Source organism: Cohnella hongkongensis (genome assembly GCF_042654645.1).
GTDB lineage: Bacteria > Bacillota > Bacilli > Paenibacillales > Paenibacillaceae > Cohnella > Cohnella hongkongensis.
The window spans coordinates 52,341-78,078 of sequence record NZ_JBHSEP010000024.1 but is presented as its reverse complement, the minus strand read 5'-3'; the positions used below and the strand labels follow the sequence as shown (position 1 = coordinate 78,078).

The 25,738-nt window shown below is 59.5% G+C and carries 25 protein-coding genes, 1 riboswitch and 1 other annotated feature; of the genes, 3 read left to right on the top strand and 22 right to left on the bottom strand.

Features of this window, described 5'->3' with window-relative positions:
* Positions 1-65 precede the first annotated feature (65 nt).
* From ACFO3S_RS23770 to ACFO3S_RS23730, 9 genes are all read right to left on the bottom strand, one after another.
* Positions 66-1,049 carry a hypothetical protein gene (locus tag ACFO3S_RS23770; RefSeq protein WP_378101118.1) on the bottom strand — a complete coding sequence of 328 codons (984 nt, stop codon included), beginning with the start codon at positions 1,047-1,049 and terminating at the stop codon, positions 66-68.
* On the bottom strand, positions 1,024-1,560 hold the full coding sequence (locus ACFO3S_RS23765) for an RNA polymerase sigma factor (RefSeq protein ID WP_378101116.1): 537 nt from the start codon (positions 1,558-1,560) through the stop codon (positions 1,024-1,026). Before ACFO3S_RS23765 ends, ACFO3S_RS23770 begins: the two co-directional genes overlap by 26 nt.
* A 256-nt stretch (positions 1,561-1,816) precedes the next feature.
* Positions 1,817-2,872, bottom strand: a complete 1,056-nt coding sequence (locus ACFO3S_RS23760) for an HD domain-containing phosphohydrolase (RefSeq protein ID WP_378101114.1) — start codon at positions 2,870-2,872, stop codon at positions 1,817-1,819.
* A gap of 18 nt (positions 2,873-2,890) precedes the next feature.
* A complete protein-coding gene (locus ACFO3S_RS23755) occupies positions 2,891-3,262 on the bottom strand; it encodes a response regulator (protein ID WP_378101112.1) in 372 nt (123 codons plus the stop codon).
* Positions 3,262-5,652, bottom strand: coding sequence for an MHYT domain-containing protein (locus ACFO3S_RS23750; RefSeq protein WP_378101111.1), 2,391 nt, complete (start codon positions 5,650-5,652; stop codon positions 3,262-3,264). Before ACFO3S_RS23750 ends, ACFO3S_RS23755 begins: the two co-directional genes overlap by 1 nt.
* A gap of 267 nt (positions 5,653-5,919) precedes the next feature.
* Entirely contained in the window at positions 5,920-6,120 is a 201-nt protein-coding gene (tatA, locus tag ACFO3S_RS23745) for a twin-arginine translocase TatA/TatE family subunit (protein ID WP_378101109.1), read from the bottom strand.
* A gap of 57 nt (positions 6,121-6,177) precedes the next feature.
* Positions 6,178-6,942: a twin-arginine translocase subunit TatC gene (gene tatC / locus ACFO3S_RS23740; RefSeq protein ID WP_378101107.1), complete on the bottom strand. Its 765-nt coding sequence runs from the start codon at positions 6,940-6,942 to the stop codon at positions 6,178-6,180.
* Positions 6,939-8,660, bottom strand: coding sequence for a GMC family oxidoreductase (locus ACFO3S_RS23735; protein ID WP_378101105.1), 1,722 nt, complete (start codon positions 8,658-8,660; stop codon positions 6,939-6,941). Before ACFO3S_RS23735 ends, tatC begins: the two co-directional genes overlap by 4 nt.
* A gap of 15 nt (positions 8,661-8,675) precedes the next feature.
* The gene (locus ACFO3S_RS23730) at positions 8,676-9,455 is read right to left on the bottom strand and encodes a gluconate 2-dehydrogenase subunit 3 family protein (RefSeq protein WP_378101103.1); all 780 of its coding nucleotides are present in this window, start codon (positions 9,453-9,455) and stop codon (positions 8,676-8,678) included.
* Positions 9,456-9,665: 210 nt separating this feature from the next.
* On the opposite strand from ACFO3S_RS23730, the gene trhO reads away from it, so the two are divergent.
* Positions 9,666-10,571: an oxygen-dependent tRNA uridine(34) hydroxylase TrhO gene (gene trhO / locus ACFO3S_RS23725; protein ID WP_378101102.1), complete on the top strand. Its 906-nt coding sequence runs from the start codon at positions 9,666-9,668 to the stop codon at positions 10,569-10,571.
* An 18-nt stretch (positions 10,572-10,589) separates the two neighbouring features.
* Positions 10,590-11,219, top strand: a complete 630-nt coding sequence (locus ACFO3S_RS23720) for a helix-turn-helix transcriptional regulator (protein ID WP_378101100.1) — start codon at positions 10,590-10,592, stop codon at positions 11,217-11,219.
* A gap of 43 nt (positions 11,220-11,262) precedes the next feature.
* On the opposite strand, the gene ACFO3S_RS23715 is transcribed toward ACFO3S_RS23720, so the two are convergent.
* The 8 genes from ACFO3S_RS23715 to ACFO3S_RS23680 form a co-directional block, all read right to left on the bottom strand.
* The gene (locus ACFO3S_RS23715; protein WP_378101098.1) at positions 11,263-11,514 is read right to left on the bottom strand and encodes a hypothetical protein; all 252 of its coding nucleotides are present in this window, start codon (positions 11,512-11,514) and stop codon (positions 11,263-11,265) included.
* 4 nt (positions 11,515-11,518) lie between these two features.
* The gene (locus ACFO3S_RS23710; protein WP_378101096.1) at positions 11,519-12,832 is read right to left on the bottom strand and encodes a hypothetical protein; all 1,314 of its coding nucleotides are present in this window, start codon (positions 12,830-12,832) and stop codon (positions 11,519-11,521) included.
* Positions 12,833-12,850: 18 nt separating this feature from the next.
* Positions 12,851-13,684, bottom strand: coding sequence for a hypothetical protein (locus ACFO3S_RS23705; RefSeq protein WP_378101094.1), 834 nt, complete (start codon positions 13,682-13,684; stop codon positions 12,851-12,853).
* Entirely contained in the window at positions 13,681-14,370 is a 690-nt protein-coding gene (locus ACFO3S_RS23700) for an ATP-binding cassette domain-containing protein (RefSeq protein ID WP_378101092.1), read from the bottom strand. The genes ACFO3S_RS23705 and ACFO3S_RS23700 overlap by 4 nt, the downstream gene beginning before the upstream one ends.
* The gene (locus ACFO3S_RS23695; protein WP_378101090.1) at positions 14,367-14,807 is read right to left on the bottom strand and encodes a GntR family transcriptional regulator; all 441 of its coding nucleotides are present in this window, start codon (positions 14,805-14,807) and stop codon (positions 14,367-14,369) included. The genes ACFO3S_RS23700 and ACFO3S_RS23695 overlap by 4 nt, the downstream gene beginning before the upstream one ends.
* A 337-nt stretch (positions 14,808-15,144) precedes the next feature.
* Positions 15,145-15,909 carry a MerR family transcriptional regulator gene (locus tag ACFO3S_RS23690; protein ID WP_378101088.1) on the bottom strand — a complete coding sequence of 255 codons (765 nt, stop codon included), beginning with the start codon at positions 15,907-15,909 and terminating at the stop codon, positions 15,145-15,147.
* Positions 15,910-16,068: 159 nt separating this feature from the next.
* On the bottom strand, positions 16,069-16,791 hold the full coding sequence (locus ACFO3S_RS23685; RefSeq protein WP_378101086.1) for a hypothetical protein: 723 nt from the start codon (positions 16,789-16,791) through the stop codon (positions 16,069-16,071).
* Between the two features lie 19 nt (positions 16,792-16,810).
* On the bottom strand, positions 16,811-17,992 hold the full coding sequence (locus ACFO3S_RS23680) for an aminotransferase class I/II-fold pyridoxal phosphate-dependent enzyme (protein ID WP_378101084.1): 1,182 nt from the start codon (positions 17,990-17,992) through the stop codon (positions 16,811-16,813).
* Positions 17,993-18,050: 58 nt separating this feature from the next.
* Positions 18,051-18,296: a binding site (T-box leader), on the bottom strand.
* Between the two features lie 166 nt (positions 18,297-18,462).
* Between ACFO3S_RS23680 and ACFO3S_RS23675 the strand changes: the two genes are divergently transcribed.
* Complete coding sequence (locus ACFO3S_RS23675; protein WP_378101082.1) at positions 18,463-20,136, top strand: ribonuclease J; 1,674 nt, start codon at positions 18,463-18,465, stop codon at positions 20,134-20,136.
* Here the strand turns inward: ACFO3S_RS23675 and ACFO3S_RS23670 are convergent.
* The 5 genes from ACFO3S_RS23670 to ACFO3S_RS23650 all read right to left on the bottom strand — a co-directional run bounded on the left by ACFO3S_RS23670 (position 20,123) and on the right by ACFO3S_RS23650 (position 25,588).
* Positions 20,123-21,052, bottom strand: coding sequence for an EamA family transporter (locus tag ACFO3S_RS23670; RefSeq protein WP_378101080.1), 930 nt, complete (start codon positions 21,050-21,052; stop codon positions 20,123-20,125). The genes ACFO3S_RS23675 and ACFO3S_RS23670 overlap by 14 nt on opposite strands.
* A 162-nt stretch (positions 21,053-21,214) precedes the next feature.
* Positions 21,215-21,315, bottom strand: a riboswitch (purine riboswitch).
* Positions 21,316-21,381: 66 nt separating this feature from the next.
* A complete protein-coding gene (locus ACFO3S_RS23665; RefSeq protein ID WP_378101078.1) occupies positions 21,382-22,005 on the bottom strand; it encodes an FMN-dependent NADH-azoreductase in 624 nt (207 codons plus the stop codon).
* Positions 22,006-22,140: 135 nt separating this feature from the next.
* Positions 22,141-22,821 carry a response regulator gene (locus ACFO3S_RS23660; protein WP_378101077.1) on the bottom strand — a complete coding sequence of 227 codons (681 nt, stop codon included), beginning with the start codon at positions 22,819-22,821 and terminating at the stop codon, positions 22,141-22,143.
* Complete coding sequence (locus ACFO3S_RS23655; protein WP_378101075.1) at positions 22,818-24,485, bottom strand: GAF domain-containing sensor histidine kinase; 1,668 nt, start codon at positions 24,483-24,485, stop codon at positions 22,818-22,820. The genes ACFO3S_RS23660 and ACFO3S_RS23655 overlap by 4 nt, the downstream gene beginning before the upstream one ends.
* Positions 24,486-24,652: 167 nt before the next feature.
* Positions 24,653-25,588, bottom strand: a complete 936-nt coding sequence (locus tag ACFO3S_RS23650; protein ID WP_378101073.1) for a VanW family protein — start codon at positions 25,586-25,588, stop codon at positions 24,653-24,655.
* Positions 25,589-25,738 lie beyond the last annotated feature (150 nt).

The window sequence follows — 25,738 nt, the reverse complement described above, 5'->3', positions numbered from 1 at the left end:
CCTCCTCCTTGCTCTGCCCCTTTTTATTCCTTATCCGCTGCCGATGCGCTCCCGGCCGCCGCGCGCTAAGGTCGCACCTCGATCTCCGTCTTCTCGCCGAGCGCCTCGATTCGCCACCGGCCCGGAGCGTCGAATTCGAGGCGGCCCGTATACGAAGTGACGGGGATCAGCCCCTTCGCTTGCACATATTCCTGCTCTTTGAAGAAAGTCAGCTTGCGCGCTTGACCGGGCGCGTCGGCGCGCTGAACGATGACGTCGATCGTATCCGCAAGACCGTGACCGTCGACGATCACGGACGTCTCGATCCCGCCCGCGACGGCATCGTCCTTGGAGACGAGAAATCTGGCCGACTCCGTCTGAATATACTCGTCCTTCACCCGAACGACGATCGAGCCGTAGAGCTCATCGTTCAGCCGGACGTCGATGCGCCAGGTCCCCCGGCTCGGAAACTCGTTAAACCGCGTCACGACATGGGCATCTGCTCCATAGAACGGACCGCTCAGCTTAGCCTCGTTAAGGACGAACTTCGTGCCGTTATCGAGGCTGACCGCCGTGGCGACGAGATTCGCCCCGGCCAGCTGCTGCGGATCTCCCCAGACGTACCAGAATACTTTGGAACCCGTCAGTTCCGACCGGGCGACGAAGCCTCCCGGATACTCGCTGAAGGCAATCCTCCCTTCGATGCCTCTCAGCCGGTCCGGGTAGACGAGCGTGCCGTCCCGGTCGAGCAGGTCGAACAGCGGGCTGAGCTCCGCAGCCGGCGCGGCCGGGCGGGCGCCGAACAGCTCCGATCCCCATCTGCCCGCTGTCATCCGTTCGGCGAGCCCGGGAACCGCTGCGATTACGACGGCGGCCAACGCCGCAGCGGCCGTGGCGGCGAGCAGAGCATAACGTCTTCTCGTCCTCCTCCGTCCGGATTGCCGCGCCTGTGCGGCTTCCGTCTGTCTCAGCTTCTGTGCGATCGCCTGTTCCGCTGCCGAAGAGAGCGGTCGGGGCGGGAGCTCCTTCAGCAGCTCGACCCGGCTATCCCCGTTTGTTAGTTTCTCCATTCGCCACGCCTCCTTCCCTCGATTCGCCGATGCTTCTCGCTTTGCGGATCGCCCGGTGCAGCGTGACGTCGACCTTGGCTGTCGTCCAGCCGAGCACCTCCGCCGTTTCGGCCGCGGACAGCTGCTGCATGACGCGAAGGAGCAGCACGTCCCGGTAAGTCCGCTTCAGCTTCATCACCGTCCGGTACATGTCGGCGACATCCTGCCGGCGAATCGCAATCTCTTCGGGCGTCTCCTCCGGCGTCTTCCGATCGCCGAACAGTCTGAGCGGAAGCCGCCGGCTTCTCCGCATTTTTCTCTGCTCGTCGATCGCCGCTCTCCGCGCGATCGCGAACAGCCAGGTTTTCGGATCGGCCCGCCCCTGGAACCCGCGATGCGCCTGGATCGCTTTCACGAAGACGTCCTGCACGAGATCCTCCACCTGATTCCTTCCCGTATAGTAGACGAGAAAATGATGAATGTCCGAGCCATAGGCCCGAAACCACTGCTCAATCTTCGAATTGTCGTCCATGGCTCCTCCTTCCCTTCCCGCGACGGCTTATGAATTAGACGATCGAGCTCGCGATTTCTTACACTTCAACCCGGCATAGACTGGCTTGCGCCGTCCATCCACGACTTGCCCGCCAAAGCTGCTCGCCTAACGGTCCGCCAGGCCGCTACAGACTGTCATCCGATCCGATTCGGGGAAGACCATTCCATGGGGGGCGCTGATGTGCGTGAATGAGTCAGCAGCAGAAAAAAAGCGGCCGTAAAGGCCGCCCTAAGCGCTAGGAGGATAACTCGAGCAGGTGGCCGAAGCCGCCTTCCCGGAACAGCGACTCGAAGGCGTCGACGACTTGCGGATCGAAGTGCGCCCCTCGCTGGCGGACGATCTCTTCGAGCGTCTCCTCGGGCGTCCACGCTCTCTTGTACGGACGCTCGTGCGTGAGCGCGTCGTAGAAGTCGGCCAAGGCGACGATTCTCGCCTCGATCGGAATCTCCTCGCCGGCCAGTCCGTTCGGATAGCCGGTTCCGTCCCATTTCTCATGATGAAACATGGCGATGACGCCGGCCAGCTGCAAGATATTAAAATAGCTCCCCCCGAGAATAAGGGCTCCGATCGTCGTGTGCGTCTTCATTCGTTCGAATTCATGCGGTTCGAAGCGTCCGGGCTTCAGCAAAATTTCGTCCGGAATGCCGATCTTGCCGATATCGTGCAGCGGGGCCGCTTTGCGGATGATATCGACTTCCTGCTCCGGCAGACCGAGCCGTTCGGCGATTAAGGCCGACAGCTCGCCGACCCTCTGGGTATGCTGTCCCGTCATGTCGTCGCGGTATTCCGCGGCGCGGCCGAGCAAGCGCAGCATTTCCAGCTTGGCCTCGTTCAGCTCCCGCGTGCGCTCCTGCACCTTCTCCTCCAGCGTGCGATTGTGATGCTGCAGCTGCAGGTGGAGCTCTCTCGTCTTCAGCAGATTGCGAATCCGCAGCACGACTTCCACGCGGTCGTAAGGCTTGGTCAGAAAGTCGTTGACTCCGGCCTGCAGCCCCTGCTGCTTGACCTCCGGCGTCGTGTCCGCCGTCAGCATCAGCACGGGCAAGTATTGCTCCTCGCCGGTCTGCTCGCGGATCCGCTTCAGCACCTCCAGCCCGTCCAGTCCGGGCATGTGCAGATCAAGCAGCACGATGTCGGGCTCTACCTCGGCAAGCATGCGCGTCACTTCGAGCGGATCGGGCGTGCTGTAGATCCGGCGGAAGCCCGCCCGCGTCAGAATGCGTTCCAACAAGCTTATATTGTACTCCTGGTCGTCGACGATCAATATTTTGGCAGATAAGCTGTCGTCCATCGTGTCACGCGCTCCATTCTATTCTAGCTTGGCCAACGCCGATTCGATCTTGCCGAGCAGCCTCGGAAGATCGACCGGCTTCGTGTCGAAGTCGTCGCATCCCGCTTCATAGGCTTTGCGCTCGTCCCCCGCCATCGCATGAGCCGTCAACGCGATGACCGGAATGGCCTGCGTCTTCGGATCGCTCTTCAGCAGCCTCGTCGCTTCCCAGCCGTCGAGAACCGGCAAGCTCATATCCATAAGAACGAGAGCGGGAAGCTCCGAAGCCGCCAGCTCCACTCCCGCGCGCCCGTCCTCGGCCGTCAAGACGCGGTATCCTTTGCGAGCGAGTCTTCTGGACAACATATCCCGGTTCAACTCGTTGTCCTCGACCAGAAGAATCGTATGCATCAGATCGCCTCCCGTTGCGATTGGATATAGCGGCGAACCTCGGAGAGCAGCTGTGTCGGCTCGAAGGAGCCTTTTTGCAGCACTCTTTTGACATAGCCGTTCAATTTCATGCTCTCTTCGGCCTCGAGCGACTTGGCGGTGACGACGACGACCGGGATCGAGCTCCATTCCTCCCGCTTCTTCAGCTCCGCTAGAAATTGATAGCCGTCCATCTCGGGCATCATCAGATCCAGCAGGATGAGCCCGGGCTTCTCTTCGGCGAGCTTATCCAGCGCGAGTCTGCCGTTGCCGGCCGTCAGAACGGTATAGCCCTCCTTGCCCAGCAGCTTGGCCATCATCTCGCTCGTCGTCACGTCGTCCTCGACGACGAGAACGGGCTCGGACGTTTTGTTCGTCAGATGCTTGTCCATCATCTCGACAAGCTGATCCCGGTTCAGCGGCTTCGTCAGAAATTCCGACGCGCCGAGCGCGTAGCCGAGCTGCTTGTCGTTGGTCATCGACAGGATGACGACCGGAATCTCCCGAAGCTCCGGGTCCTTCTTCAGCTCCGACAGTACGCTCCAGCCGTCCATGCTCGGCATCAGAATGTCCAGGCAGATCAGCTTCGGCTTCAGCTTCTTCGAGAGCAGCAAACCTTCCGCGCCGCTCTCGGCGAACGCCAGCGTCCAGCCTTCGTCGGCCAAATATTTGCGCATCAGTTGCAGGTTCACCGGCTCGTCGTCGATCAGCAGAATGCTGACTTGGCCTTCGCCGTCGAATTCGGCGGCGGACGAAGCCTTCGTTTTCGCCTCAAGCCGCTGCAGCGCCTGCCCGCTCGAATCTCCCTGAATCATCGGCAGCCAGCAGGAGAAGACACTGCCCTCTCCCGGACGGCTCTCGACCGTAATCTCTCCTCCGAGCATGTCGCAGAAGCGCTGGGTAATCGCCAGGCCGAGACCCGTTCCTCCGTACTTGCGGGTCGTGGAGGAATCGGCTTGGGTGAACGGCTGGAACAGCTTGCCGAGCTGCTCCTCCGTCATGCCGATTCCGGAATCCGCCACGCGGATCATGTAGCCGTCCTTGCCCTTCTTCTCCATGCGGAGCCCTTCGACCCGGATCGTGCCGTTGCGGGTGAACTTGGCGGCATTGCTCAGCAGATTGAGCAGAATCTGCTTCAGCTTGGTCGCGTCGGTCGTCATGACGCCCTCGTCCCACTTCGTCTCCAGCCGGTTGCCGTTGTTCTCGACGAGCGGCTGCACGGTCGAGAACACGTCCTGAAGCATGCTTCCGAGCTGGCACTCCTCCAGATAAACCTCCATCTTCCCGGATTCGATCTTGGAGATGTCCAGGATGTCGTTGATCAGCGCGAGCAGATGCTTGCCGGACTTGCTGATCTTCTCCAGATCCGCGGCGAAGGCCGGCTCGCCCAGCTCCATCGCTTCCTCCGTCAGCATCTCGCTGTAGCCGATAATCGCGTTCAGGGGCGTCCTGAGCTCGTGGCTCATGTTGGCCAGGAACTGGCTCTTGATCCGGTTCGCCTGGATCGCTTCGTCATGCGCCTTCTCGAGCTGCGCCGTCCGCTCGCGAACGAGCTCCTCCAGATGGTCGTTCAGGCGCTGAAGCTCCTGATTTTTCAGATGAATTTCCTTCGACTTCAGCTCGATCTCCGAATCCTTGCTCGAGAAACGTCTCGAGATATAGATGCCCAGCAGCGAAATTCCGAGCGTAAGCAGCGTGCCGCCCGAGATCAGATAGGCCAGCCATTTCTGGTCGAGCAAAATGCCGGAGGCGGCTTCCGCCCGGCCTCCGACGTGGAAATGCGCGGCGAACATGCCCGTGTAATGCATGCCGACAATTGCCCCGCCCATCACCAGACCGCTTCCCACCTTCTTCCAAACCTCTGTCTGCTCGCTGTCCTTGCGAAAATAAAAAGAAAGCCACAGCGCCGCGATCGAAGCGACAATCGCTATCAAAATCGACAGCCCGAACATAAGCGGGTCGTAGGAAATATCGATCAGCATGGCGGCCATCCCGATATAGTGCATGGCCGATATGCCGGTCGCCAGCAGCAGCCCGCCGCCGAGCAGGTTGCCGGTCGTCGGCTTCTTGCGTCCGACGATCGCCAAAGCGATGTACGACGCCGCAATCGCGACCAGCACGGAGATGAGGACAAGCGTCAGATCGTAGGCGACGGGAACTTCCAGCTTAAAGGCCAGCATCCCGACGAAATGCATCGACCAGATGCCCATGCCCATGCCGGCCGCGCCGAACACGAGCCACAGCCCTCGGCTGAATCCGCGAGTTTCGCTGACGCGGCCCGCCAGGTCCAGCACCGTGTAAGAAGCGACCACCGCTACGATATAAGAGAATAAGACAAGGGCGATGTCGTAGGTGCCGTGAACGTGCTGCATAAGTTTACCTGCCTTCAATAATTGAGATTGGGGGGACGACGGCCGAATCGGCAGCCTGACAAACGGTCGACCTCTCCTACTCTCATCGGCCAGCTATGCCGAAGTTTGAATAGCGGTGCGAGCCGATTAGACATAATCCCCCCAGAATATTCTACAGGGAAAATCTGAAAAATTCCTGAACATCGCGACCGCCGGCTTCCGCGCAAATACCCCCTGCCCTTGCGAGAGAACGTCCTCTCGCCGGGCAGGGGGTCGCCTTCCGGTTCGCTAGCTTTTCGCCTTGTCGATCTCGATCACCGAGGGCTTGTCCGCCAGATCCTCCTCCACGATCCCTTTCGTGGAATTTCGGAACTCGCGCAGCGTGTCGCCGAAAGCTCTGCCGAGCTGCGGAAGCTTGGCCGGCCCGAAGACGATCAAGGCGATGATCAGAATGATGATCAGACCGGATACGCCGATATTGTTGAACATGGGTGCACCTCCCTCCTGCATCGCTGCAGCGAATGCTTCTCCTTTCTCTCCGTTCGATCAAGCCTGACCGAGCGGGACAAGCTCTCTACGGCGATAATATCGCGCGGCGGCCAACGCGCTGATCTCGAACAACGCGATCAACGGAATCGTCACCGACAGGTGCGAGACGAAATCCGGCGGGGAGATCAACGAGCCGAGAACGGCCAGGCCGACGTAGGCGTATTTGCGAACGGGCTTGATATTGGCCGGCGTCAGCAGGCCGATGCGGGTCAGAAACAGCATCGCAAGCGGCATCTCGAAGGCGATGCCCATCGGCAGAAGAAAGCTGACGAGAAAGGAAACGTAGTGGTGGATGCCGTATACTTCCGCCGCTTCGATGCTCTGATTCAGCTTCATCATAAAGCGGATCATCATCGGAACCGCGACGGCGTAGCCGAATGCGACGCCAAGCACGAACAGCGCGAACGAAACCGGCACGTAGACGAGCGCGCTCTTCGCCTCCGCATCGGTCATGCCCGGACGCGCGAACGCCCAGAGATGGTAGAGCAGCATCGGGAGCGTCAGAACGACGCCGACGAGCAGCGCGCACTTCATGTACACGACGAGTCCGTCGGAGAGCGAGAAGACGCTCCATTCGACCGCGAACGAGCCGGTGTGGTCCTTCACGTAGCCCAGCAGGCGGGGCGCCGCGTACAGCCCCAGCGCAAGCGATGCGACGAACCACGACGCGACATAGATCAGACGCTTGCGAAGCTCCGTCAGATGGACGATCCAATCGGAGTCGGCCCGTCGCTTGCTCTCGCCGCTCCCGGCGGCGCTCATACGAGAGAGCCGCCCTTGCTTACATATTTCTGAATGCCTTCGGCGGCTCTGTAAGCCAGCGCCCCTAAGGTCGACGTCGGGTTGTAGCCGCTGTTATGCGGGAAGTTGGAGGCTCCGCAAATAAACACGTTTTCCGCATCCCACATCTGCAAATAATTGTTGACGACCGACGTGTCCGGATCCGCGCCGATGATCGTCCCGCCGGTATTGTGCGTCGATTGGTACGGCACGATATTGTATTGCGTAATCGTATCGTACATCATCGCCTCGGTGCCGCCCATCTCGTCGGCGATTGTCTTCGCTTTCTGCGCGATAAACTTGACCAGCTCCCGATCCTGCTCCAGAAAGTCGAACGTCAGCCGGATCAGCGGCAAGCCCAGACTGTCCTTGTATTCCGGATCCAGATCCAAATAGTGATAGCGGAAAGGCATGCTCGCTCCTTGGCCCGAGATGCCAAGCACCCGATTGGCGTTATGGATCGTCGCCTGCTTAAACGCCTGTCCCCACGTGGGCCCGCCGGCCGGCATCGGCTGGAACTGAATCGGCCGATAGCCCGACTGCGTCAACCGGATGTTCGCCCCATGAATAAAATTCAAGTCGCTGTGATCGAAGTTGTCCCCGTTAAAATCGTCGATGCTGCACCCCAGCGCCCCCGCTCCCATCGCCAGATTGAACTCCCGGTCCTCGTACACGACCGACACGGTGGCTCCGTTGACCTGATAGGCGTAGTTGCGGCCGACCGAGCCCGTCTCCGTCTTCGGGTCGTACGGCTTGCCGAGCTTGGACAGCAGCAGCAGGCGAACGTTGGTGAACACGTAGCCGGCGAGGACGACGACGTCCGCAGGCTGCACCGACTCCTGTCCCGTCAGCGTATTGACGTATTTCACGCCGGTCGCCTTCTTCCCGTCGTGCAAAATCTCCGTAACGTTCGAATGCGTTCGCAGCTCGAACTTGCCGCTCTGCTGAGCGACCGGCAGCACGGTGACGACCGGATCGGCCTTCGCGCCGTATTCGCAGCCGAACCGTTCGCAGAAGCCGCAATATTGGCAGGCCGCCCGCTCGATGCCGTCGGGATTCGTGTAATCCTCGGACAGATTGGCCGAAGGAATGATGTACGGATGGTAGCCCAGCTTCGCCGCGGCGTCCGTGAACAGCTTCATAGCGGGCGTCGTTTTCATCGGCGGAGTCGGGTACGGCTGGGACATTTTCCCGACGTGGTCGGGAAGCTCGGCCGGTCCCGATATGCCGGCCATCTGCTCGTATTTCACGAAGTAAGGCTCCAGCTGATCGTAGGTAATTCCCCAGTCCCGAATCGTCATCTCCTTCGGAATTTTGTTTTTCCCGTACCGCTCGACCGTCTTCGTGTAGATCTCGAAATCGTAAGGCAGAAACCGGTAATACTGTCCGTTCCAGTGTACGCCGGCCCCTCCGAGTCCGTCTCCCATCAGGAACGAGCCGTAGGAGCGCATGGGCAGCGCCCGCATTTTTTCCGAATTGCGGAAGGTGACCGTCTCCTTGGACAAATCCTGCATCAGCTCGTAGCGCAAGGCGTAGCGAAGCTCGTCGTGAACGTGGTAATAGTCTTGCGTGCTGCGGCTCTTGCCTCTCTCCAGACCGACGACGTTAATGCCCGCCTTGGTCAGCTCCGCCGCGATAATGCCGCCTACCCACCCCATGCCGACGATAACGACGGGAACTTTCGGAAGCTTGTTGGCCATATGCTTTCTCTCTCCTTAACCCATCTGCAGATGATCGCGCAGGCTGAGCGGTTCCATCTTGACGAACTCTTCCTTCTCGATCTCGTTCATATAGCTCATCTGGTTGCCGGGGTAATTGCGCATTCTCCAGCCGTCCATATTGCGGTTGCCGCCGTACAGCGGATCGGCGTAAGCCCCCTCGATCGTCAGATTGCGGAACATCGTAAAGAACGTGGAAGCCGGAACGTCCTTCAGATCGACCTGGTCCTTCTCGAACGCCGTCAGCACCGCGTCCTGCTCCTCCGGCGCCAGCTTGGCGAAGGTCATCCCGTGCTTCTGCCCGCTATATTCGTTCAGCGCCTCCAAGCCGAGCGCCATCAGCTCCCGCCGCCGGTACGTAAGCTGGTAGCCTTGGGACGCCTCGGCTTTGTAAAAAGGAGGAGACATGTACTCGCGGGCGTTAAAGCCGTACGCTCCCGCCATCTGATGATCGATGAAGAAGGCGACGCCCAGTTCGATGGCGCCGGGACCGTTGTCGTCCCGGGGGAATATTCGCTCGGCCGCCGCCTCGGCCGTCTGGAACTGCTCCTGCGAGAAAAACATCAGTGCCTGGCTGAAGTCCTGACCCGGGGGCGGGGCCGGCGTCTCCCCCGTCCCCGGAGGAGCCGGTTCGTTCTCGGCCGACCGGTTCAGATTCGAGCCGACGAGACCGCCGATGACGCCCCCGACGACCACTCCGCCAAGCGCCGCGCCCGAATACTTGAGAAACCTTCTGCGCGATTCGTCCTTGGGCTTCTGGGATTGCTGGTTGTCCATGGGAATCTTCCTCTCTTGAAGACCTGTAAAGTGAACCTACGCGAATTATTCCCTGTATCAGGAAAATCATCCATCAAAAAAAGCCCCTTCTCTCAGCGGCGGCCGAACACATAATAAACCTATATGTTGACTAAGTGGGAGCGAACCGCTACCATTAATATGATTAAAAGGCGTGCGCCAACCGCCATTCGCCGAAGAAAGGTGTTATTCATGTCTACGAAAGCTTATCGCATTCTGCTGTTCTATAAATATGTCAACGTTCCGAACGCCGAAGCGTTCGCTGCCGAGCATCTGCAATTTTGCAAGGAGCTTGGCGTTCTCGGACGAATTCTGATCGCGGATCAGGGCATTAACGGAACGCTCTCGGGCACGGTGGAGCAGACCGAAGCCTATATGGCCGCCATGCGCGACCACCCGCTGTTCTCCGATCTTCTGTTCAAGATTGACGAGTCCGACGGGCACGCGTTCAAGAAAATATTCGTTCGCTATAAGAAGGAGCTCGTCACGCTGCGTTACGACAAGGAGCTGGACCCGAACGTCGACGGGGGCGAGCGGCTCAGCCCGAAGCAATTTTTCGAAAAAATGCAGCAGAACGACGTCGTCATACTCGACGGGCGCAGCAATTACGAGTACGATCTTGGGCATTTCCGGGGCGCGATCAAGCCGGATCTGAAGACGTTCCGCGAGTTCCCGGAGTGGATCCGACGCAATCTGACCGCGCATAAGGACAAGCCGATTCTGACCTACTGCACCGGAGGCATTCGCTGCGAGATGCTGACTGCCGTGCTGAAGAACGAGGGCTTTAAGGACGTCTACCAGCTTGAGGGCGGCATCGTGACGTACGGGCAGGATTCGGAAGTGCAGGGACGCGGCTTCGACGGCAACTGCTACGTCTTCGACGAGCGCGTCTCCGTACGGATTAACCGCACCGAGGAGCATACGCTGGTCGGAGAATGTCATCACTGCGGGACGAAGACGGATCGCTACATCAACTGCGCGGACGACACCTGCCATCTGCAGCATCTGGTCTGCGGCAAATGCGAAGAGGAGCATCGCGGATACTGCTCGGCGGAGTGCGCCGAGCACGATCTGGCTTCGGCCGGACCGATCCGCTGAAGCCGGGGAGGTGAAGCGTTGAGAGAGGATTCGGATCTGTCCACGCGCAGCAAAATTATGCAGCTGCTGAAAACTTCGGGGGAGCTGACCGCCAAGGAGCTCACCGACCAGCTCGGCATTACCGGCATGGCCGTCCGGCGGCATATTTTCAATCTGGAGCGGGACAATCTGATCGAATCGACGACCGTCAGGCTGCCGATGGGCCGGCCCGCGGCTGTCTATCGGCTGACCGCCCAGGCGGACGACCACTTTCCGAAAAAGTATCACGCCGTCGCGCTTGACCTGCTCACGGAATTGGAGGACGAAGCCGGGCAAGCGATGGTTGATCTTCTGTTCGAGCGCCGCAAGGCGGCTCTGCTGAAAAGATACGAAGCGAAAATGGCCGACAAGGAACTCGAGGCGAAGATCGCAGCGCTGTCGGACATTCAGAATGAAAACGGCTATATGGCCGCCTGGGAGAAAACGGACGACGACGCTTACGTGCTCACCGAGTACAATTGCCCGATCTCCCAGGTCGCCAACAAGTACAACCAGGCTTGCGCCTGCGAGCTGAGCCTGTTCGAATCTCTGCTCGGAGCGAAGGTGACCCGCTCCGACTGCCTCGCCTCCGGCGACCGCAAGTGCGTCTACCATATTCGCCGATCCTAGCAGAACGCTCTTCCCCGGACATTCGGGGAAGAGCGTTCTGCCGTTATTCCGCTTGCCGCAGCAGCCATTCGCGCTTGGCCGCGATCGCTTGGCTCATGACCAGCCTGGCGAATTTCTCCCTCTGCGCCTCGGCCGGCCATTCGCGCAGCCTGTCGTCGCAGCCCGCCTCCAGCAGCGCGGCCCGCGTCGCCTCCTCGGCAAGCGTCTCGTTCTGCAGAAGGTAGTAGGCGATCGCATAGCCGTGCCCTTCCAGGCTTCTCAGCAGCCGGATTTTCGTCTCCAGCGCGTTGTCCATCCGCTCACTGCCGGTTCTTGACATCGATGTTGGTCAGCCACAGGTTTTTGCGGAACTGCTCGGCCTTCTCGGCGGGTCCGGCATATTCCGCCTGTCCTTTATACAGAACGCTCCCGTTGGCGGCGTCGATCACGACGGCCGCCAGCTGCCGGCCGTCGGCAATGCCGACTTGATCGCCGGAGGATCCCGTCTGGATTAGCGCATAGACCCGGTTTTGCGCCAGTCTCGCGCTTTTGATCGCCTGTCCGCCGAGCTGCTCGGCCGTCAGCGTCCATCCGCCCGGCTCCTGCGTGCCTGTGGAGAGGGTAAAGCTCGTAAGCGCCAAGCTCTCGGAGCCGGAATACAGCATCGTGAAGCGTTCTTCGCCCAGCTCTCCCTGACTGGTCGGGTACGAAGCGTAGGCCTCCGGCGGCTCGGGCAGCGGGGTGCGCGTGCCCGTGCTGTAGGAGTAGATCTCATGCCGGAGCAGGCGCGTCGTCCGTTCCCCGCCTCCCTCTTCGGCCGTCGACACGCTTCGCAGCGTCTGGAGCACGACGTATTCCGAAGGGCGGGAGCGCACCTCGCTCGATATGGCGGACAGGCGAATCTCGTTCAGCGTCTGCTGAGCCGCCCCGCTCGCGCGGGTCCCCGCCATCGATTCCAGCTTCTCGGACGCGAGGGCGTTCTCGCGCAGAAGCACGGCGCTGCGAAGATCGACGACGTAATCCCGCAGCTCCTCCGTGGCCGCCTCGGCGGCAGTGTCACTCCGAAGCTGTATTCTGGCCAGAAGATGCACTTCGTCGCCAATTCTCTGCACGTCCTCCACCTGGATCCAGTTCAACGGTTTGCCTTCGAGCATAACGCGATGCTTGGTAACGCGGCCTGTCGCCTCCTCCAGCAGGTCCAGTCTCAGCTCCAGCTTCCTGTCGTGTGCGCTATGGGGGCCGTAAAGCGCGGCATCCGCATAGATGAGCCATTCCGAATCCCTATAAAAGCTGTTGACGTTGTGCCTCGCTCTCATAAAATCCCGATGCTCCCGTTTTATTTCTCTCATATCCTCGAATTGCCTCGTCAGATAGGAACGATCCTTGAGATACTTGTCATAGAACGATTGCGTCAAGTCGTATTCCGTTCCTTCGACGGTAAGCTGCAGCGCCTTGGATCCGACACCTCCGACATAGGCACCGGAGATCCGCATGGACGCCGCCTGTTCCGCGTCTCCCTCCAGAGTGACCAGCTGATATCGGGGCGCATCCCCTTCCGTGCCGGACGCATAATACGAACCGATCGAACCGACCGCGAATACGCCGAGCGCCATCGACAGAATGTAACGTTTCATCGTACGCCGTCTCCTTCCTTACACCGACACTTTTTTCTTTAACAGATGCAGGCTGATCCAGACGGAAGCGACGCCGATCAGCGCATCGATCGCCATTTGAATCGCGTACACTTCATCGGTATAGAAATAACTTGTAGAATAGTCCAGACCGAGCGCAAGCGGCGGCAAGAACATCAGAATTCCGCAGACGGCGGCATACGCGACTCCGTATACGAGGCCGAGCCAACGATAGCTCCGCTCCAGCAATATCGACGCGAACACGACGAGCAGCGCGATAACGCCCTGGCCGTAGTTGACGAAGAAATCCGCGAACGAGCGCGGCAGCAAAATCTTGAACGCCTGATTGGCGTGAATCGCGTCCGCGATATAGGAGGGCTGCAGCTGGCCGGCCGGCGCGATCATCGCATAAACCGCTCTTCCGACCGGCATGAGCGCCAATTGAAACCCGACCAGGACGAAAACGAACGTGAGAATGGCGGTCAGCTTGGCGAAAAAAAGGTTCCTGCGTTCGGACGGAAGCGAGAGCAGCCGATACGCGAACGTGCTCCTTCCGAACCAGTCGCGATACCAGATCAGAAACGCATAGATCGCGAGCGCCGCGATGCAGAGACCGACCGGAACGGCGAACCAGAACTGCGTCTCCTGCACGGCGCGAGTAAAGGACATCTCGGCGAAGAACGTCTCGGGCGCCTGGCCCGTCTGCCGAAAATATGCGTCTCTATCGCTCATCTCTCCGACGGCGTTCGCCGCAATCGCGCCCAACTGCACCAGCGCGGTCAGCCCCATGAGCACGAACAGAATCGACCGAAACCGACGGATCTCCATATGGACAAGCTTCAGGTAGTTGCTCAACGCGAATACACCTCTCTCATCACGTCGACGATCGACTTGCCCTCTTCGCTCCGCATCGTCTCGCAGTCGAATTCCATTTCCGCTTTTCCGTTCTGCAAAATGACCGCTTTGTCGATCAGATGCTCCACCTCGCCGATCTCATGCGTCGTCAGCAGTACGCCGCGTTCCTCGATCAGCTCGCTGGAGAAGACTTTTGCGATCAGCTCCCGGCTGAACAGATCGATTCCGGAGAACGGTTCGTCCATGAGCACGTAGTCGGAATTTTGCGCCAGTCCGAGCACGAGATTGTACTTTGCGGCCGTTCCTTTCGACAGATTGCCGATTTTCTCGCCGGGCTCCAGCCGGAAGAAGCGCATCAGCTCGGCCGCCCGCTCCGCATTCCAGCTGGCGTAGAAATCCGCCATAAACGTCAGCCCCTCGGCCATCCTCATGCCTAGCGGCATCGTCAGACGGTCGGGAACGAAAGAAACCTTCTCGTAGATCCATGCTCCGACGGGCTTCCCGTCCACGAGAATATGCCCTTCGTTCACGGGGACAAGCCCCATAATCGCCTTCATCACCGTCGACTTGCCCGCGCCGTTCATGCCGATAAGACAGGTGATGCTTCCTTTCTCGGCCGTGAACGACAGCCCGTTCAGCACGCGTCGTCCGCGATACCGCTTGCGAACTTCCTTCAGCTCGATCATAGTCCTTCCCCGCCTCCTTCCGGAGCGGAATCGGTCGAGGATGAGACGATCCGGGCCGCTATGTATTTGCTTTTCACCAGATCGACCAATTCGTCGACCGGAACGTCGATCTTCCTGACCGCCGAGACGAAGGCGTCGACCGCCTCTCCCAGCAGCTCCGCACGGATCGCCCGCAGTACGGCTTCGTCGTGGGTAATTCGGCTTGGCGAGTTTCCTTCCGTTACGATCAATTGGCGTTCCTCCATCTCCTTATAGGATCTCTGCGCCGTATTCGGGTTGATCTTCAGCAGCGCGCCCAGCTCCCGCCGAGAAGGAATCACTTGACCCGCTACCAGCTTTCCGGCGACGATCATCTCTTTAAAATGTCTGACTACCTGCAGATAGACCGGATCCCGGCTGTTGAACTCGACTTCCTCCCAGCCTCCACCTGTTCTCATTCCGCTACCCCGCAATCGCCTTAAGTGTGTGTACTAAGTAGTTCATACACCATAGGCGTATTATCCCCTTCATACCGTTTTCTGTCAACCCTTTTTAGAAATAACGATGTTCTCCACAGCTGGTCTGTATTCTTCTAGCGAATCGATACAAGCAAAAACGCTTCGGCGTCCTCTAGGCAGAATCGCGTTTTTGTCAGAGGGGATTCAGATCAGGATAGCGTATTTTATACTTGCTGCATCACGGACAAAAGCCGCCCCCCGAGGGGAGCGGCCCAATGACAAGCGAAATCTCGCTTGCGGAACGGCATCTTCTCGCCCGGGGAGCGGCCCCATCCGGTTAAGCGTCGACGCCCGTGTATATCCGCACGGCGTCTCGCAGAAACTCTGCGATACCCGGCTGATCCTTGTCGTAATAAGCCTTGAACCGTTCGTCGTCCACGTACATCTGAGCTACGCCCGCGTGCGCTTCCTTGGAATACGGGTCCCAGTAAAAGCTGAGCCAGCGGCGGTGCAGATCGGCGGCCTTCTGGGCCAGCTCGCCCGCCGGATCGCCTGTTGCGAACGCTTGGGCAAGCGTCGCGTGAACGTCCTCTGACAGGCGCTCGAGCTCCTCGTACTGTTCCTTCGTCATGTTCTTGATTTTCGCATTCGATTGGTCCACTCGGTCATGACCGTATTTGGCGCGGATTTCCTCGCCGTACGCAGCCTCGTTATCGTCGATAAGCTTCTGCTTGAAGCCTTCGAATTTCTGCAGATCGCTCATGTCTGTCATCCCCTCATGATAGGCTAAGGTCAGATCGATGTTGGCGATCAGCGCGTCAAGCTGCCGCCGCTTGGCCAGAAGCTGCTCGCGGTGCCGAGCCAGCGCGCGACGGGCGTCGAATTCAGGGGCGTCCACGATCGCCTTGATCTCCTCGAGGCCGACGTCAAGCTCCCGATAGAACAAAATTTGCTGAAGGCGATCCACCTCCCGCTGTCCGTAGATCCGATACCCTGACGAATTGATTCTCGCCGGCTTGAGAAGTCCGATTTCGTCGTAGTAACGGAGCGTGCGCGTGCTGATTCCGGCCAACCGGCCGAGCTTCTGAACCGTATATTCCATCTCGATCCCTCCTCGCAAACCGATCGTACACCTTAACGTAACGGCAATGTCAAGCGTATCCGAAAACAAAGACATCCCCTTCGGAGCAGACTGCTTGCGCGCTTCAGGCTCGCTTGTCTGACCGAAAGGGATCACCTTAAGGAAATGGCAGTTGCCGGTCTATTGGACGACAATCTTGGACGGATTGTTCACCTTGTACACAATTTCCTTGTTGAATTTCTTGTCGACGACTTTGCCTTCGAAGACGATCACGTTGCCTACTTCGAGACCGAAGCTCTTCAGCGTGTTGCTGTAGCCGCACCACGCCTCCCCGATCTCCAGCGGAGAATCGCCGATTACGGCTACCTCCTCCAGCAGCAGCACTTCGTCGTCCCGCTCCGAGAACGGATTCGGCTTCGTCGTAAACTCCTTCACCTTCGCGGTGAATTTGACTTTATCGACGGGAAGCTCCAGCTTTTCCTTTTTCTCCTTCGGCTTCTTTCGGGCTTTCGCGGCTTTCGCGGGCTGATTCTCGTCGGCTTCCGCTGGCTCCGAAACGTCCGCGGAGCGTTCTCCGCCCTCCGCTTCCTCCGTCTCTGCGCCAACCGGATTCCGGCCGAACGCGCCGCTCTGCATCTCCTTCAGGAAGGAGGGGTGGATGCACGTCAGCCGTCCGTCCTCGAATTCGACGACCAGCACGTTCATGCTTCCGTATTCCTGATAGCCCTTGATCGAGACCGGATGCTGCGAGGTCGCGCTCTTGTACCAAAATGTCGTCTTCGGAGTCTTGGCGAACAGCCCCCAAGTCCGCCCCTTCTCCGCATAGTCTTCCTCGTTGTCGAAGGCGATGTAATCTTCCAGAGGCGGGTAATATTTAATGCCGTTCATTTTATTCGCTTCCATGCTCGCTTCCTCATCCCTTCTATATGAAGCTTAGAAATTTGCGGATTCTCTCCAACGCTTCTTCTAATTGTACCTGGGACGAGGCGTAAGAACAACGGATAAATCCTTCGCCGCCCGAGCCGAAGACGTGACCGGGAACCGTCACGACCTTCGCCTCCTGCAGCAGCCGGTGCGCGAACTGCTCCGAGGTCAGCCCGGTATGAGCGATCGAAGGAAACGCGTAGAACGCCCCCTGCGGCTCATGGCACGGAAGTCCGATTTCCCGCAGCCCCCGCGCGAAAGCTCTTCGCCGCCGGTCGTAGGATTCGATCATCCGCTCCATCTCCTCCATGCCGACCTGCAGCGAAGCCAGCGCTGCCGCCTGCCCCATGATCGGCGCGCACATGACCGTGTACTGGTGAATCTTCAGCATGGCGGCGATCAGCTCGTGCGGTCCGCAAGCGTATCCGACGCGCCAGCCGGTCATGGCGAACGCCTTGGAGAAGCCGCTCACGACGAGCGTTCGTTCCTTCATGCCGGGCAGCGACGCGAAGCTGACGTGACGCTCCCCGTAAGTCAACTCGGCATAGATTTCGTCGGCAATGACGACCAGATTGCGCTCCTCCGCCAATCTTGCGATCGGGAGCCATTCCTCGTACGTCATCGTGGCCCCGGTCGGGTTGTTCGGGTAACAGAGGACGAGCACCTTGGACCGGGAGGTCAGCTTCTCTCTCAGCGCGTCGGCCGTCAGCTTGAACCCGTTCTCGGCGCGCGTCTCCACGCCGACCGGCTTGCCGCCGCCGAGAAACACGATCGGCGAGTAGGAAATGTAACAGGGCTCCGGGATGACGATTTCATCCCCTTCGGTAATCAGCGCTCGGAGCGCAAGATCGATCGCTTCGCTGCTGCCGACCGTGACCAGCACCTCCGCCGCCGGCTCGTACTCGACGTCGAAGCGGCCCGATACGTATTCGGCGATCGCCTCCCTCAGCTCGGGCATGCCGGCGTTGGAGGTGTAGCCGGTTCTCCCTCTGTCCAGCGCTGCGACGCAGGCGTCGCGGACAATCTGCGGCGTCGCGAAATCCGGCTCTCCCACGCCGAGCGAGACGACGTCCTTCATTCCCGCCGTGTAGTCGAAAAACTTGCGAATGCCGGACGGCGGCATGGCGCGAACTTGCGGGGACAGCAGCCGCCCGACAGGCGTAACCGTCTGATAAGGCATGAAAAAAACCTCCTTGGAATGCTCTCTGATTGTTTTTTTAAAACAAAAAAACTCGCCCGCAAGGGACGAGTCTGCTACCCGTGTTACCACCCTAGTTCCGCTTCCGATCGCAAAAGAAGCGGCGCTCTGCAACGTATCCATCAATACGTGTTCCCGTTAACGCTGGAAATGCGGCAGAGCTTACTCGAATTTCAGTCTGCGTCTCGGAGACGGCTTTCCGTTATCGCCCGAACGTTGGCTTTCACCTGACCCAACTCTCTGAGGAACAGACCGATAACGTACTCTTTCTCTTCTTCGACTTTAACTTTGCTATGAATTTGATGTTATTATACGCACGGTTCCCGCAAAATGCAATCGAAAAAATCCGCCGTCGCGTATTCGGCCTCCCCGCGCGCCTGTCTTCTCGGGATGAACGATCCCGTTCAAGGCAATACTGCACTTATTCCTATCGCAAACGGAGGGATCGTTCCTTGAGCTCGGAAGAGAACGCGCTGTCGGTCGTCGCGCTCGGCGGCGTCAATGAAATCGGCAAAAATATGTACGTGATCCGCTATGCGGACGATATTATCGTGATTGATTGCGGCTCCAAGTTTCCGGACGAAAGCCTGCTCGGCATCGACGTCATCGTGCCGGACGTTACATACTTGCTGGAGAACAGGGATAAAATCAGGGCGCTGATTGTGACGCACGGCCATGAGGATCATATCGGCGGCATTCCTTACGTGCTCAAGCAGCTGAATATGCCGATCTACGCCACCCGGCTGACGCTTGGCCTGATCGAAATCAAGCTTCGGGAGCACGGCCTGCTCGGGCAGTCCCGACTCCAGGCGATTACGGCCGATTCCGTGCTCCGGTTCGGCCGATTCCGCGTCAGCTTCTTCGCCACGAACCACAGCATTCCGGACTGCTTGGGCATTGCGCTGAATACCCCCGAAGGCACGGTCGTGCACACCGGCGATTTCAAATTCGATCTTACGCCGGTCAATCAGCATTATCCGGACATCCACAAGATGGCGGCCATCGGCCAGAAGGGCGTGCTGCTGCTGCTCTCCGAAAGCACCAACGCGGAGCGTCCGGGCTTTACGCCTTCGGAGCGGCTGGTCGGCGAGCATATCGAGGAGGCGTTCGCCAAAGCGAAGCAGAAAATCTTCATCTCCACGTTCGCCTCCAACGTCCATCGGCTGCAGCAGATCGTCGACGCCGCGCACCGGCTGAACCGGAAGCTCGCGCTGCTCGGACGGAGCATGATTAACGTCGTTAACGTATCGACAGAGCTGGGTTATCTCCGGCTGCCCGAGGGGATGCTGATCGAGCCTTCCGACGTCAACCGCTATTCCCCCGGCGAGATTGTCGTGCTGTGCACGGGCTCCCAGGGAGAGCCGATGGCTGCGCTATCGCGCCTGGCCGACTCCAGCCACCGCCAGGTGGAGGTGCAGCGCGGGGATACGGTCATTCTGGCGGCGACGCCGATTCCCGGCAACGAACGCAGCGTGGCGCGCATCGTCGACAATCTGTACGAGATCGGCGCCAAGGTCATCTACGGCTCCGGATCGGTGACCGGCATGCACGTCTCCGGGCATGCGAGCCAGGAAGAGCTGAAGCTGATGCTGACGTTGATGAGGCCGAAATATTTCGTCCCGATCCACGGCGAGTACCGGATGCTGTGCCAGCATCGGCAGCTGGCCGAATCGGTCGGCGTCGAATGGGACAACGTATTTATCGTCAAGAACGGAGACGTCGTCGACATCCGGGACGGCGTCGCCAGCCAGCGCAGGAAAGTTCCGACCGGGAACACGCTTGTGGACGGGCTCGGCATCGGAGACGTCGGCCATGTCGTGCTGCGCGACCGCAAGCTGCTGTCCGAAGACGGCATTCTCATCATCGTCATTACGCTCAGCCGGGCCGAAGGCAGAATCGTATCCGGTCCGGACACGGTCTCGCGGGGGTTCGTCTACGTTCGCGAATCGGAAGGGCTGCTCGAGGAAGTGAACCGGATCGCCGCCGCCTCTCTCGTCAAGCTGCTCGCCGAACGCGTCAACCAGTGGAGCACGTACAAGCAGACGATCAAGGAGGAGGTCGGGCAGTTTCTGTGGACGAGGACGAAGCGCCGGCCGATGATCCTGCCGATCCTTATCCAGGTGTAGCCGGCCGCCGCTTCCGGTTCAGCAGCTCCGGCAGCGCGACCCCCAGCAGCACGAGCGCGACGCCGGTCCACTGCAGAAGGCTGACCCGCTCATGAAGCACGGCGGCGGCCAACAGCACCGCAACCGGCAGCTCCAAGGCGCCCAGAATCCCGGATAAGCCTTCGCCGACGCGGGGAACGCCGATCGCGAACAGCACCGGCGGCAGGAACGCGCCGAACAAGCCCAGCAGCAAGCCATAAGGAAGCAGGCCGCCCCACAGCGTTCCGTCCAGCACAAATGCGGGCGGAAACAGCGCGAATACGAGAACGGCGCCTCCCGTGATCATCCAGCCGCTTCGGTAGGCGGGATGGACCGACGGCACCGCCTTGCCGCTGAACAGAATAAACAGCGAGTAGCTGAGCGCGGCCCCGAAACCGAGCGCGACGCCTCTCCAATCCAGGCCGGCCGCCCCCTGCTCGACGACCCCGGCCGCGATAAGCGTTCCGCCGAGCAGAACGGCCAGCGCAAGCAGCGTGCCGCCGTCCGGCCGCTGCCGGCGCGCCAGCGCCTGCATCAGCACGCCGATCCAGGTGAATTGAAACAAGAGCACGATCGCCAGCGAATTCGGAATGTAGCGGAGCGATTCGTAGTACAGAAGTCCTGTGACGGCCGTCGGAGCTCCGGCCCCCATCAGAAGGAAACGCTGCCTCCAGGTGACGGACTTCCACCCGGGCACGGCCGGGAGCGCGCTCTTCCGCCGGACGGCGTCTCTTCCTCCGATGAGCGCCGCCAGCGCCCACGCCAATATAAGTCCGGTCAGCATCTGGCTGCCGACGACTTCTCCAAGTCCGTACCCCTGCTCGTACGCCTTCTTGACGATCGTGGACAAAATGCCGTAGCAGATCGCTCCCAGCAGGACGAGCCCTTTGTATTTCATGGCGATGCAGCTCCTTCTTCGGCGATTGCAAGCAAAAACGCCTTCGGCGTCCTCTAGACGCGGAATCGTTTTTTTGTCGGAGGGGATTCAGATCAGGATGGCGAATTTTCTCCTTTCTGAATCACCAATAAAAAACTTCCTCGCCGAGAATATAGGATCGACCTAAAACGATCCGATATTCGTAGCAAGGAAGTTAAGGCTTCCCGTAGAGACCCCCATCCTATACCTTATGGGGTTATACGAACGTATTGGAATTCAACAGGTTGAATCATACTGCGACTTCGCGCCGCTGTCAAGAGGCGACAGCCGGCCGCCCGGCTTCCGGCTTCTTAGAAGCCTGCTGCTGCTTGTCCGGCTTTCTCCACGCCTTGAGCAATCAGCTGTTCGGCTTGGTCGGGCAGCTGGTTGTGGCCTTCGACGATAATGCTTTCGAACTGGGTGACGCCGAAGAAAGCCATAATGTTGCGGATATAATTATAGGACATTTCGGCCGCTGCGGCAGGGCCCTCGGAGTAGATGCCGCCGCGCGCGTTCAGCAATGCGATCTTCTTGTCCGGAATGAGACCGACCGGACCTTGCTCCGTATATTTGAACGTTTTGCCGGCTTCGTAAATGTAGTCGATATAGGTGTGAAGCACCGCCGGAATCGTCAGGTTCCACAGCGGGAAGCCGAATACGACTTTATCCGCGGCCAGAAATTGATCCAGATACTTGTGCTTGACGGCGACCGCCTTCTGCTCTTCCGGCGTCAGCTCCATGCCGCGGGCGGCCTTGAAGCTGCCGTTGATCATGTCGGCGTTCAGATAAGGCAGATTTTCCCGGAACAGGTCGAGTTCGACGACCTCGTCCTCCGGGTGGTTGCGCTTGTAGCTTTCGAGGAAAGCTTCGTACAGCTTGACGCTGACCGCTTGGTCGCCGCGGTCGTTGGCTTTGACGAACAGTACAGTACTCATTAAGGAATTCCTCCACTTTATTTATTATAGTAACTACAACAACTATAATCTGAAGTCCGACAAGTTACATCGGCTTTAAGACCGAATTCCGGGCACAAAAAGATCCTCCGCGGGCGGAGGACCGGTCTTAAGACTTTAGTCGTAGGAGGACGTCTTCTCGGGCTCCGGCGCGAAAACGGAGACCGCGTACAGGGCGGCTTGCGTCCGGTCGGACAGGTTCAGCTTGCTCAGGATGCTGCTGACGTGCGTCTTGACCGTCTTCTCCGCAACGACGAGCCGCTGGGCAATCTCCTTGTTGCTGAGCCCTTTCGTAATCTGCTCGAGCACCTCGAGCTCCCTGGGCGTCAACGAGTCGAGCGCGTCTTTGGACGGAGCGCTCCGATGCTCGGTTCCGATCGGGGAAAGCTGCGACAAAATGATGTTGGAAATATCGGGATGGAGCTGCACGTTCCCCTTATGCGCGCTTCGGATTGCCTCGACCAGTTGATCCGGCTCCACCTCCTTCAGCATATAGCCGATCGCCCCGGTTCGCAGCGCCGGCACGACGTGGCTGCGATCCGAGAAGCTGGTCAGCACGAGCACTTTGACCTCTGGATGGCTTTCCGCGATCAATCGGCTCGCCTCGATGCCGTCCATCACCGGCATATTCAAATCCATCAGGACGATGTCCGGCTTCAGAGAAGCCGTCAGCTCCACCGCTTCCCGTCCGTTGGACGCTTCGCCCACGATCTCGAAATCGGGCTGCAGGGCAAGAAAGAAGGAAATGCCCTTTAATACAATCTGATGATCGTCCGCCAGCAAAATTCTGATTTTCACAGCTTCTCCTTCTCCTCCAGGCACTTCTTCTCTATAACGTGGATCGGGATTTTGACCTTGACGACCGAGGGCATGCCGTTCCCGCTCGAGATGGCGATATCCCCGCCGAGCGCCTCCGCCCGCTCCCTCATCGAAGTCAGTCCCATCGAGCGGCGTCCCTTGCGCCATCCCCGGCCGAAGCCTTTGCCCCGGTCTTCGATTTCCAGGACGGCCGCCGACTCGGTCTTCTTCAACCGCACGTAAGCGGCGTTCGTGCCGGCATGCTTCTTCACGTTGTTCAGCGCTTCCTGACCGATCCGCCACAGCGCCTCCTCGATCGCCCTCGGCAGATCCATAACGCCCTCGGCCTGCTCGAAGACGGTTAAGCCAATCCGCTGGCCGTACTGCTTCAAGGCGGGCAGCAGGCCGTTCTCCAGCCCCGCCGGCCTGAGCTGCCAGATGAGGGCGCGCATCTCCTTAAGCACCTCCTGGGACAGCGCGCCGATCTCCCGGAGCGAGTCGGCGACGGCCGGCTCCTTGCCGGCGATCATGGCTTCGGCCCCTTTGGCCAGGAAGGACAGAGAAAACACCTTCTGCATCACCGAATCGTGCAGATCGCGCGCCATCCGGTTGCGCTCCTCGACCAGAGCCAGCTCGCTGCGCTGCTCGCTGATGCGCATATTCTCGATGCAGAGCGACAGATGGTCTCCGAGAGAATACATGAAATCCTCCGGATCGTTCTCGAACTGCCGATTGCGCGGGCTGCTGAGAAGCAGCACGCCGAACGGCCGTCCTCCGATCCTGAGCGGGATTGCTGCGGCGGAGCCGCTGATCGGAAGATCGAGGCTGCTCAGCACCTCCTTGCAAGCCGCTCCGTCGTGGGCTTCGATGACGAGCCGGTTCTCGCGATAAGCCGTTCGGACGATCCCGGCCTGTTCCATCTCCAGCTCCAGCCATTTTTCCATCAGCCGGTTGTCCTTGTATTGCGCCCACAGCGACAGCTCCTCGTTCTTGCTGGTGAAGAGCGACACGTTCGGCCATTCGAACGCGTCTCCGATCATCCTGACGGCTTGAACGGGGAGCTGGCTCGGCTCATGAACCGAATTCAGCTGCTGAATGACATCGCCGAGCTTGGCGTAGAGCAGCGCATTGCGCTCCTGCCGCTGATACAAGCGGATGCGCTTGATCGCCATGCCGATCTGCAGCGCGACGGCGTGCAGAAGCGCCAGCTCGTCGTCGGTGAACCGTTCCCGGTCCGCCGCGCCGACGTTCATAAGCCCGAACCTTTCTTGGCCGGCCTTCAGCGGCACCGTCACATGATGCCTGAAAGCGTCCGCGTCGCCGGTGCGATGACCGATCGAGCTTCTGATCCGCTGGCACTCGATGACGTTCGAGTCGCGCTCGAGCCTGCGGCTCCGAAAGCTGTCGATGCAGAAGCATTCTTCTCCGCAAGAGAGCGCATAGCTGCCGCTGTTCAGCGCACGGGGGACGTTCTCGGCCGCCGCACAGTCGTAGCCCGGCTCCTCGTCGTCGATCAGGAATATCCAGCCGGCGTTAAATTCGGTCACCTGCAGCAGCTTGTGAAGCACGGCGCCCAGCATTTCGTCCATCTCGTTGCTCGAGTGAAGCACTTCTGCTATTTCCTTCAACGCCAGCAGCTCGTTCGCGCGAATTCCTCGACTCATCGGCATACTTCCTTCCGGTAAACTCACTGTATGGATGAGTATAGCGATGATCGGGAGCGCTGACAACCGGGAGGCTGCAGCCGCCCGTTTCTCCTGCCAGAGCGAACCCTCCGCCGTCTCTCCGGCATGCAGGAAGGCTAATCTGCGGGGACAGCCTTCCTGCGCGGCTACGGCAAGATGCGGCGATTAACGTTGCGGTCCGCCGGCACCTCCTCCGGCAGCTTCTTGGAGGCGCTCGGCACTTCTCTCGGACGATTATGAATTTCGTCGGCGGAGTAGATCAGAACGGTCGTCTGCCCTCCGCCTGCGAACGAACGGATCAGCACCGGATGGTCATACGGGTTGCTGAACACGAAATCCGGTCCTTGCCAGCTGACCGTCGCATCGCGGCCCGGAGGGACGTAAGGCACATGGCGGCTGTGGGAATAGCGTTTCACGATCTTCAGCCCGGCGCGGTCGACCGCATTGTACAGCGTCGAAGAGACCTGGCAGATGCCGCCGCCGATGCCTTCGGCCACTTCCCCTCTGACGATCACTTTGGCTCGCCGATAGCCTTTGCTTTCCGTACGCTCTCCGAGCGTCTCGTTAAACGAGAACGACTCGCCCGGAAATACATATCGATTGTTGAGCGCCTTGGCCGCCAAGCCGATGTTATGCGAACGGCTCTTGTTGTTCGCGTTATAGTAAGTCGTATAGTATCCGATCATCTTCTCCTTGATCGACGTCAGCAGCTCGCTGTCCACTCTCGGATATACGGCCCTGAGCGGAGCTTCGAGAGCGCCGCTTCGCCCCTCGATCATAAATCGGTAGAAGCTTCGCTCCCAGTCGCGGCGATCCAGCCTGTAGCCGACTTTCTCCGGGACGATCGCACCCGACGCGTCCAGCATGGCGTTCACAGGCGGACGGTCGGCCAGCTTCTCGATCCGGTTCGTCAGCTCTAACAATTTAATGTCATTAATAATTGGCAGTCCCGGTAACGGAAATTCATAATCGGCGCGGCGAACGACGGCGATTTCCCGTCCGTCGGAAGTGACGGTCAGCCGATCCGGCAGCGCGATCGGCTGCGCAAGCAGCAGTATACCGAACATCCATGTCCAAGCCAAGCGGATCCCCCGATTCGACTTATCTACGCGGTAGCGTGTCTGCGGCGCCCGAACCGGCGCACGCTATTTACGTTGCGCGAAATCCGCCGTCCTTATGCCACATAATCGATCCCCCGTTCGCCGAAAATAAAGAACGACCAACTACGGATA

Coding starts and splice junctions, on each gene's coding strand:
- ACFO3S_RS23670 (WP_378101080.1), bottom strand. CDS start 21,052: ATGAAATACAAAGGGCTCGTCCTGCTGGGAGCGATCTGCTACGGCATT.
- ACFO3S_RS23735 (WP_378101105.1), bottom strand. CDS start 8,660: ATGGCCAACAAGCTTCCGAAAGTTCCCGTCGTTATCGTCGGCATGGGG.
- ACFO3S_RS23715 (WP_378101098.1), bottom strand. CDS start 11,514: ATGGACAACGCGCTGGAGACGAAAATCCGGCTGCTGAGAAGCCTGGAA.
- tatA (WP_378101109.1), bottom strand. CDS start 6,120: ATGTTCAACAATATCGGCGTATCCGGTCTGATCATCATTCTGATCATC.
- ACFO3S_RS23700 (WP_378101092.1), bottom strand. CDS start 14,370: ATGATCGAGCTGAAGGAAGTTCGCAAGCGGTATCGCGGACGACGCGTG.
- ACFO3S_RS23655 (WP_378101075.1), bottom strand. CDS start 24,485: ATGAGTCGAGGAATTCGCGCGAACGAGCTGCTGGCGTTGAAGGAAATA.
- ACFO3S_RS23755 (WP_378101112.1), bottom strand. CDS start 3,262: ATGCATACGATTCTTCTGGTCGAGGACAACGAGTTGAACCGGGATATG.
- tatC (WP_378101107.1), bottom strand. CDS start 6,942: ATGAGCGCCGCCGGGAGCGGCGAGAGCAAGCGACGGGCCGACTCCGAT.
- ACFO3S_RS23730 (WP_378101103.1), bottom strand. CDS start 9,455: ATGGACAACCAGCAATCCCAGAAGCCCAAGGACGAATCGCGCAGAAGG.
- ACFO3S_RS23690 (WP_378101088.1), bottom strand. CDS start 15,909: ATGGAATATACGGTTCAGAAGCTCGGCCGGTTGGCCGGAATCAGCACG.
- trhO (WP_378101102.1), top strand. CDS start 9,666: ATGTCTACGAAAGCTTATCGCATTCTGCTGTTCTATAAATATGTCAAC.
- ACFO3S_RS23710 (WP_378101096.1), bottom strand. CDS start 12,832: ATGAAACGTTACATTCTGTCGATGGCGCTCGGCGTATTCGCGGTCGGT.
- ACFO3S_RS23750 (WP_378101111.1), bottom strand. CDS start 5,652: ATGCAGCACGTTCACGGCACCTACGACATCGCCCTTGTCTTATTCTCT.
- ACFO3S_RS23665 (WP_378101078.1), bottom strand. CDS start 22,005: ATGAGTACTGTACTGTTCGTCAAAGCCAACGACCGCGGCGACCAAGCG.
- ACFO3S_RS23765 (WP_378101116.1), bottom strand. CDS start 1,560: ATGGACGACAATTCGAAGATTGAGCAGTGGTTTCGGGCCTATGGCTCG.
- ACFO3S_RS23760 (WP_378101114.1), bottom strand. CDS start 2,872: ATGGACGACAGCTTATCTGCCAAAATATTGATCGTCGACGACCAGGAG.
- ACFO3S_RS23680 (WP_378101084.1), bottom strand. CDS start 17,992: ATGCCTTATCAGACGGTTACGCCTGTCGGGCGGCTGCTGTCCCCGCAA.
- ACFO3S_RS23685 (WP_378101086.1), bottom strand. CDS start 16,791: ATGGAAGCGAATAAAATGAACGGCATTAAATATTACCCGCCTCTGGAA.
- ACFO3S_RS23695 (WP_378101090.1), bottom strand. CDS start 14,807: ATGAGAACAGGTGGAGGCTGGGAGGAAGTCGAGTTCAACAGCCGGGAT.
- ACFO3S_RS23770 (WP_378101118.1), bottom strand. CDS start 1,049: ATGGAGAAACTAACAAACGGGGATAGCCGGGTCGAGCTGCTGAAGGAG.